Genomic DNA, 8446 nt, shown 5'->3' with positions numbered 1-8446 from the left:
GGATTCACGGCGGGGCCCCGACAGGTATACCTCGACGAGACCCGGAGCTGGATCAACGCACACGGCTCACCGGTATGGATCTTGCTGCGATATTGGGTACTGACCATGACGGGCCCATACTATGACGACTGACTTTTTTTCGCTGCCGGAACTGAAAAGTAAACTCACCGCGCTACTCGCCTACCTCTACCCCAATGCCGACACCGACGCACTGACCCAACAGTGCCTCGAGGCCATCGGGCCGCGGATCAACCGCGCCATCGTACCGCCCGAGCAACTCTGGTCCGAACAGGACGCCCTGCTGATCACCTACGGCAACTCCATCCGCACCCCCAACGAAAAACCCCTCGATACCCTCGAACAGTTCCTGCACAAACACCTGCAGGACACCTTCAGCGCCGTGCACGTGCTGCCCTTCTTCCCCCACAGCTCCGACGGCGGCTTTGCCGTCATCGACTACACCCAGGTCGACGCCGAGCTGGGCGAATGGGACGATATTGAAACTCTGGGGCAAGACTTCAAACTCATGGGCGATCTGGTGATCAACCATGTGTCCAGCCAGAGCGGCTGGTTCCGCAACTACCAATATGGCAAAGACCCGGGTCGGGATTACTTTGTCGAGGCGAGCCCCCACTACGACCTGTCCATGGTCGTGCGGCCGCGCACCAGCCCGCTACTGCGCGCAGTGGAAACCAACGAAGGCGTGAAGCACGTCTGGTGTACGTTCAGTCATGACCAGATTGATGTCGACTTCCGCAACCCCAAGGTGCTGCTCGAATACCTGAAGATCATCGGGCTTTATCTCGACAAGGGCGTTCAGTGGCTTCGTCTGGATGCCGTGGCCTTTCTGTGGAAGGAAATCGGAACGCCCTGTATACACCTGCCGCAAACCCACGAAGTCATCAAGCTGCTGCGGCTGCTGATGGAGTACAAAAATGCCCACGCGATTCTGATCAGCGAAACCAATGTGCCCAACCGGGAAAACCTGACGTACTTCGGCAACAGTAACGAAGCGCACATGATCTACAACTTCAGCCTGCCACCACTGGTGATTCACGCGCTGCTGTCCGGCAACGGCCAGTATCTGAAAGGCTGGTTGATGAGCATGCCGCCCTCGCCGGTCGGCTGTGCCTATCTGAATTTTACCGCCTCCCACGACGGTATCGGGTTGCGTCCGGCGGAAGGCTTGTTGTCCGACGAGGAGCTGGAAACCTTCCTGAAAACGCTGCAGTCCTTTGGCGGTCGCATTTCCAGCCGCACCGGACAGAATGGCGAAAGCAAACCTTACGAGGCCAACATCAGTCTGTTCGATGCCTTCAAGGGTACCTATCAGGGTACCGATCGCTGGCAGGAGGCACGGTTGCTCTGTTCACAGATCATCATGTTGGCCCTGGAGGGTATACCGGCGTTTTATATTCACACCCTGTTTGCGACGCCCAATGACCTGGACAAACTGGAAGCCACCCAGCACAACCGTTCCATCAACCGGACCAACTGGCACAAGGGTGAACTCGAAACGCTTCTAGCCGACCCGGAAAAACCTCAACACCGAATCTTCAATGCGCTGCAGAGACTGATCCGGATTCGCTGTGCGCAGCCGGCGTTTCACCCGAATGCTACTCAGTTCACTTTGCACTTGCAGCCGGAGGTGTTTGGTTTCTGGCGGCAGAGCCTGCGCCGAACTCAGAGTATTTTCTGTCTGAATAACCTGAGCGATCGGCCGCAGGAAATCAGTTTGACCAATATCAATTTGATCAGTACAGAGAATTGGCGGGATTTGATCAGTGGGGAGGCGGTGACGGATCTGTACGGGACTTTGACCTTGGCGCCGTATCAGTGTGTCTGGTTGACGAATTATGAGAAGAAAGTTTGAGGTATATTTTGGGTTGGGTAACGGCGGATGCGCTTCGCTTATCCGCCCTACGCATACCACGGCAGTCCGCGTAGGGCGGATAAGGCCGAAGGCCGCATCCGCCGTTACCCAACCACCGCAGCCCGCATCCGCCGTCACCAAACGAGCCGCAACCCGATCACCCCCGATCCTGCGCAACCGCCTCCAACAACTGATCGTACACATCCGGCACGGCGCTTAACACGCGCGACCAATTGGCCATGAATGGCCGCTCGGTGGGATCGTTCAGAAACTGCTCCCCCGCCCGCATGATGCACTTGGTAAACAGCTCCACGGTGTTCTCTTCCTGGTTTCGATCCAACGTCATGCCGTTGATGACGGCATCGTTGTGATACCGGTCAATCAGATCCAGCGCGAGGCGATAATAACTCGCCTTGATGGTACGAAACGCTTCTGGCGTAAACACGGTGCCTTTGATTGCCAGTTTGCGGAACAGCGATTTGGAAATGTCCGTGCTCATTTTCGAGAGCCCACCCTCCGGGTTGTCTTTGGACAGATCCTGATGCTTGTGATCGTAGGCATCGGCAATATCCACCTGACAGACCCGCTCGTCGGAGTAGCGACGATTCACTTCCGACAGCACACCAATTTCCAGGCCCCAATCGCTGGGAATCCGGATGGAACTGACCACGTCCATGATCATGGAAAACTCACCCGCCAGCGGGTAGCGAAAGCTGTCAATGAATTCCAGATAATCGTCGCGGCCAAACACTTTCTCCAGCGCCCGCACCAGCGGCGATACCAACAGTCGACTCACGCGACCGTTGAGTTTGCCGTTGGCCGCACGATAGTAATACCCCTTGCAGAAAGCGTAATTGAATGTGGGATGGACCACCGGATAAAACAGCTTGGCAACAATATCCCGCTTGTAGGTGAGAATGTCGCAGTCGTGCAGCGCGACGGCTTTGGCCCGCCCCTGAGCCAGCGCATAGCCCAGGCAATACCAGACATTGCGCCCCTTCCCCAACTCATTGGGCGCGAGGCCATATTCATCGAGGACCTTATCAATGGCTTTCAGGCGCGGCCCGTCATTCCACAGAATGTGGTGACGCTGGGGCAGACGGGAAAAAAACGTCTTGGCATGCTCGAACTCTTCTTCGGTAGCGCGATCAAGCCCGATGATGACCTCATCAAGGTAGGTGACCTTACTCAGCTCCTGAATGATGTTTTCCAACGCCGGCCCCTGTAGCTCAGAGTAGAGACACGGCAACACCAGGCACATGGGCTTTTTCTCCGCCCATTCATTCAGCTCCGCCTCCATCGCCTCCAGCGGGCGATCCCCCAGGTTGTGCAAAGTGGCAATACGACCGTTCTGGAAAAAATCACTCATCGGTTCATCCTCGTCAGTGCGATCGCCTATTGGTCGATCAGGGTAAGAACGGCGGTATTCCACCCCGCCGCGCCCTCTTTTGGTGCTATGAAGGCCCGTTTTAGTGCAGGGTCCTCCAGGTGTGAACCATCGCTGTGCGGAATGATGGCCGGTGCATCCACCGCTTTGAGCATGTCCAGATCGTTGGGGCTATCCCCCAGGGCAATACTGAACGGTGCTGCGCCGAAGTGGTGCTCATAGCGTTTTTGCAAGTACCGTACCGCATCGCCTTTATCGCACTGTCCCATGACGTGATAGAAGCGCCCGCCCTTGACCACGCGGAGATTGTGGCGGGTCAGTCGCTCGGTGAACTCCGCCAGAGCCTCCGGCGTATCGCGCCACACAATAGGCTCCGAGGCCTTACGCTGGCTGGCCAGGCGGGCCGCTTCCAACGTCAGGCCGGTATGTTGGGCGATGTCCTCATCGGTCATCCAGGCAAAACCGGTAAACCGATAATCCGCCTTCAGCTCGTTGAGCAGCGTCAGAATCTGCTCCCGTGACAGGCCCCGGTATTCGTAGTGGTAACCATCGCTGATCAGGCGCGAGTCCGCCGACAAGCCCAGCGCCTCCAGCAGGTTCTCTGGTATCAGAAGCAGGCTGCCGTTCTCACAGACCAGAGGATCCGTGTTGCCCAGCGCACGGCGCAGCTCGAGCATCTCCACATCGGTTTTGCTGGAAACCAGGACCAGAGGAACCTTGCGCTGTTTGAGCGCGGCCAGCGCCGGCTTCGCCGCCGACCAGTCGTAGTCATCATGATTAAGCAGGGTGCCGTCGAGATCGGTAAATACCACCATGGGTGTGCTCATAACCTGGTTGCTCCAGAGGCCGTAATCCGCTCAACGCGGTGATGGGTGTCCAGCGCCAACACCAGGTCGGCCCGCTCCGGCATTTCCTGGAGAATCCAGCGGGTGAGCCGTTCGTAGTGATCGATGAAGCGCTGCAACATGGGGGGTGTCATCAGGTGAGTGCCGGTACGCCGCTCATCCTCGAGCTGCTTTTTCAGAGCGGCTTCCTGCTCGGAGCGCCACTGAAACACCTGCTCAAACGACGGTGCCCGCAATAGAATCAGGTGATTGAGACGGGCAAACAGACGCTGGTAGCCCTTCAGTTGCTCATTGACATAGCGACGCCAGCGGCCGTCGGGGTCTTCCTCACGTTCCAGGGCATTGAGCGCGGGCTCCAGCGCCGCCTCCTCCTGGGGTCGGGCGCCGACGCACCAGCCTTCGAAAATGATCAAATGAGGGCGACCCTGCCACAGCTCACCTTCCGCACGGCGGTCATCCTGGGCTTTGTCAAAACGCGGCAGGGTCACCCGGGTATTGGCATCGGCCTGGGTCAGCGCCTGCAGCAACGCCTCCCCCATGGCGATATCATGGGTGCCCGGCACCCCCCGGGTTGCCAGTAGCGGGTGCACCTCGTCCGCCAGCCGTCGCCGCTCACTCCGGGTCAGGTACAGGTCATCAATGGACAAACGACACACCTGAAACCCTCGCAGCTCAAGAAGATGCGCTATCACCTCCGCCGCGGTGGACTTCCCCGTCCCCTGGGCGCCGTTTATGCCCAACACCAGGGGGTCAGAGCGCGTGGGCAGGCAGCGCGCCAGGCGCTCCGCCAGCGGGCTATACAGCCGAGCCAGGTAGCCCGCCAGGGCTTCGGTGACACGGAGATGCCGGGAAAGCAATGGGATGTCGGCCGGAGCTTCTCGCCCCCTGACGCCCCACCGCTCCAGCAGGGCCGCCGGCCAAAGTGCCGTGGTTTCCTCCAAATCAATCATGACGCAATCCTTCTGGTTAACTCGAGCCCCACACCTGGGACCTTATTAAGCATAGCAGTGCAGGATTTGGGCCACCGGACACTTGACGACTACCACCTGTTACTGTAATTTCAGTAATTACTGAAATTTGTGGAGTACCCCATTCGTGTCAGACCAACTTACCCCGATGATTCAATCCTGCGTGCTGCACTTCGGTGAAATGGGTAGCCGTTGGGGCATCAATCGCACCGTGGGCCAGATGTACGCGCTTCTGGTGTTGAGCGAAGAACCCTTGTGCGCCGAGCAGATCGCTCAGGCACTAGGCTTCTCGCGCTCCAATGTCAGCATGGGGCTCAAAGAACTGCAGTCCTGGGAGTTGGTGCGTCTGCAACACATTCCCGGCGAGCGGAAGGAGTTTTTCTCTGCCCCGGATGATGTCTGGGATATCGCCAAGACGCTGATCGAGCAGCGGCGCAAGCGGGAAATTGACCCAACCCTGTCGACCCTGCGCGGCCTGCTGCTGGAGCAGCCCGCCAATCGCCAGGAGGAGTACGCTCAGGCACGCATGCAGGAAATGCACGAACTGATCGAGATGTTGACCCAGTGGACCACGGAAATTCAGCGGCTCAATCAGAGTAATTTGAAGAGCCTGTTAAAGCTTGGCGGGAGTCTGGGCAAGGTGTTGGACATGAAGGATCGGTTTTTGAAGTAGAGGCGCTTGCATCGACGTATCGTTACGGCGGATGCGCTGCGCTTATCCGCCCTACGCAACCAGCGAGGCCCGGCGTAGGGCGGATCGGTCCGACGCATCGGAGCCAAAGGCGCATCCGCCGTCACCTGAACCAACGAGGTACCAACAATGGAAACCCTGTTGTTATCGCGCATTCAATTCGCCGCGAATATCAGTTTCCACATTCTGTTCCCCACCATCACCATCGCCTTGGCGTGGTTTCTGTTTTATTTCCGGGTTCAGCACAACCGCACCGGTGACGAAGTGTGGATGCGGGCCTACCGCTTCTGGGTGAAGGTGTTTGCGCTGAGCTTTGCCCTCGGCGTGGTCAGCGGTATCACCATGTCCTTTCAGTTCGGCACTAACTGGCCGGGCTTTATGGAAACCGTGGGCAATATCGCCGGGCCACTGCTCGGCTATGAAGTGCTGACTGCCTTTTTCATGGAGGCGACTTTCCTGGGCATCATGCTGTTCGGCATCAACCGGGTCTCCAATCGGGTACACACCATCGCCACCTTTCTGGTGGCCGTCGGTACCAGCCTGTCCGCCTTCTGGATTCTGTCCCTCAACTCCTGGATGCACACGCCCACCGGTTTTGAAGTGCGCGATGGGGTGGCCTTTCCGGTGGACTGGTGGGCCATCATCTTCAATCCATCCATGCCCTACCGACTGGCCCACATGCTGGTCGCATCCGGACTGACGGCGGCCTTTTTGATGGCGGGCCTATCGGCTTATCGCCTGCTCAAGCGCGATCACAAGCCCGCTCCACGCCTGGCATTGAAAACAGGCGTCTATGCCGCCGCACTTCTGATTCCACTGCAGATCCTGCTGGGCGATCTACACGGGCTGAACACCCTGAAACATCAGCCCGCCAAAGTGGCGGCCATGGAAGGCCTGTGGGAAACCACCGAAGGGGCCCCTCTGGTGCTTTTCGGGCTTCCCGACGAAGAACAGAAACGCAACCATTTTGCCCTGGAAATTCCCGGCGGGGCCAGTTTCATTCTCACCCACGACTGGCAGGGTAAGGTGCAAGGGCTGAACGAATTCACCGATGAACATCCACCCGTCGCGCCAGTATTCTGGGGTTTTCGCATCATGGTCGGGTTGGGCTTTCTGATGCTCGCGGCCTCCTGGTTGGGGGCATGGCAGCTGTGGCGGCGCGCCTCGGTGCCCCCCTGGATGCTCAAGGTATTCGTGGCCATGACCTTCTCGGGCTGGGTCGCCACCCTCGCCGGTTGGTACGTCACCGAAATTGGCCGCCAACCCTGGCTGGTAACCGGCGTTCTGAGCACCAGCGAGGCCGTCACCACCGTCCCCGGAGGCAATGTGGCCATATCGCTCGCCATCTACCTGACGCTGTATGCCGGTCTTCTGGTGGCCTACATCAGCGCCCTGTTCCTGATCGCCCGCAAGGCGGTACTGGTCGACCGCGACGAAGAGGTCAACACCCTGCAGGATCAATACAACCCGATGGTCCGCAATGAAGGAGGTGCCCTGTGATGCCGACCGGAGAAGCCTTTTGGCTACCCTTGATCTTCATGGCACTGATGGGTGTGGCGTTTCTCATTTATGCCATTCTTGACGGTTATGACCTCGGAGTGGGCATCCTGTTGCCGCGAGACTCGGAGCGCCAGCGCGACACCATGATCGCGTCCATCGGCCCCTTTTGGGACGCCAATGAAACCTGGTTGGTGTTGGGTGTCGGCATTATTCTGATTGCCTTTCCCGCCGCCCACAATGTGATCCTGTTTCAGCTGTATATGCCCGTAACGCTGATGCTGGCCGGATTGATTCTGCGCGGTGTCGCCTTTGACTTTCGGGCCAAGGCGCCGGTGGATCACAAAACCCGCTGGGACTTCGCTTTCTGGGCCGGCTCACTGCTGGCGACCTTATCTCAGGGTTACATGCTCGGGCTTTACGTCATGGGCTTTGAGCAGAGCCTCGCCTCCTACGCCTTTGCCGCTCTCAGCGCGGTGTGTGTGACCGCCGGCTACTGCCTGATTGGCGCCGCCTGGCTGGTGATGAAAACCGAAGGCGAGCTGCAGCTGCGGGCGGCTCGCTGGGCACGCCGCTGCGCCTGGTTGATGGCGTTGGGGCTGGTCGCCGTGTCGGTCATCAACCCGATGATCAGCGAGCGGGTGTTCGACAAGTGGCTGGGGGGAGACCTGACGCTTCTGCTGCTGATCATCCCGGTACTCAGCTTTTTCCTGTTTTTGATCAATGACCGCTACCTGTCCAACTTTCCCTACGACAATGACTTTGGCTGCTGGCTACCATTTGCCATCGCCATCGCCCTGTTTGTACTCGCGTTTTCCGCCCTGGCGTACAGTTTTTTCCCCTACGTGGTGCCCGAACAGCTCACCTTTTGGGAAGCCGCCAGCGCCCCGGAATCACTCAAGTTCATTCTGGTGGGTGTGGTGATTGTGTTGCCTGCGATCATTGCCTATACGCTGTTTGCCTACCGCGTATTCTGGGGTAAGGCGCGGGAGTTGACGTATTACTGAAGCACCAAAACTGCTTGCGTTAACGGCGGATGCGCTTTAATACCGCTGCGCTCGGCCCCTACGCGACCTGCCGTGCTATCCGTAGGGCGGATAAGCGAAGCGCATCCGCCGTTGCCACACCACCCGTCACATAAGATGGATCGGTCCGATGCATCGGGGCGAAGCGCATCCGCCGTTA

The 8446-nt window shown here is 58.5% G+C and carries 7 protein-coding genes; 4 read left to right on the top strand and 3 right to left on the bottom strand.

Annotated features, from left to right (window positions below; genetic code table 11):
• The first annotated feature begins 121 nt into the window (after positions 1-121).
• Positions 122-1873 carry an alpha-amylase family glycosyl hydrolase gene (locus tag CMG77_RS03200; protein WP_286805610.1) on the top strand — a complete coding sequence of 584 codons (1752 nt, stop codon included), beginning with the start codon at positions 122-124 and terminating at the stop codon, positions 1871-1873.
• Between the two features lie 157 nt (positions 1874-2030).
• On the opposite strand, the gene CMG77_RS03195 is transcribed toward CMG77_RS03200, so the two are convergent.
• The 3 genes from CMG77_RS03195 to CMG77_RS03185 are packed head-to-tail and all read right to left on the bottom strand — an operon-like array spanning position 2031 to position 5055.
• The gene (locus CMG77_RS03195) at positions 2031-3242 is read right to left on the bottom strand and encodes a glycosyltransferase family protein (protein ID WP_286805612.1); all 1212 of its coding nucleotides are present in this window, start codon (positions 3240-3242) and stop codon (positions 2031-2033) included.
• A gap of 26 nt (positions 3243-3268) precedes the next feature.
• Positions 3269-4087: an HAD-IIB family hydrolase gene (locus CMG77_RS03190; RefSeq protein ID WP_123637966.1), complete on the bottom strand. Its 819-nt coding sequence runs from the start codon at positions 4085-4087 to the stop codon at positions 3269-3271.
• Entirely contained in the window at positions 4084-5055 is a 972-nt protein-coding gene (locus CMG77_RS03185; RefSeq protein WP_286805616.1) for a phosphoribulokinase, read from the bottom strand. The genes CMG77_RS03190 and CMG77_RS03185 overlap by 4 nt, the downstream gene beginning before the upstream one ends.
• A 145-nt stretch (positions 5056-5200) precedes the next feature.
• Here CMG77_RS03185 and CMG77_RS03180 point away from each other — a divergent pair, with 145 nt between their 5' ends.
• The 3 genes from CMG77_RS03180 (at position 5201) to CMG77_RS03170 (ending at position 8268) form a co-directional block, all read left to right on the top strand.
• On the top strand, positions 5201-5746 hold the full coding sequence (locus tag CMG77_RS03180; protein WP_339619876.1) for a GbsR/MarR family transcriptional regulator: 546 nt from the start codon (positions 5201-5203) through the stop codon (positions 5744-5746).
• 147 nt (positions 5747-5893) lie between these two features.
• Complete coding sequence (locus CMG77_RS03175; protein WP_286805618.1) at positions 5894-7264, top strand: cytochrome ubiquinol oxidase subunit I; 1371 nt, start codon at positions 5894-5896, stop codon at positions 7262-7264.
• On the top strand, positions 7264-8268 hold the full coding sequence (locus CMG77_RS03170) for a cytochrome d ubiquinol oxidase subunit II (RefSeq protein WP_286805631.1): 1005 nt from the start codon (positions 7264-7266) through the stop codon (positions 8266-8268). Before CMG77_RS03175 ends, CMG77_RS03170 begins: the two co-directional genes overlap by 1 nt.
• Positions 8269-8446: the final 178 nt, after the last annotated feature.

Origin of the sequence: Marinimicrobium sp. (assembly GCF_002695945.1) — a bacterium.
In the GTDB taxonomy this organism is placed as follows: domain Bacteria; phylum Pseudomonadota; class Gammaproteobacteria; order Pseudomonadales; family Cellvibrionaceae; genus Marinimicrobium; species Marinimicrobium koreense.
The sequence above is the reverse complement of the archived record's forward strand: the minus strand, read 5'-3'. Positions and strand labels throughout refer to the sequence as shown.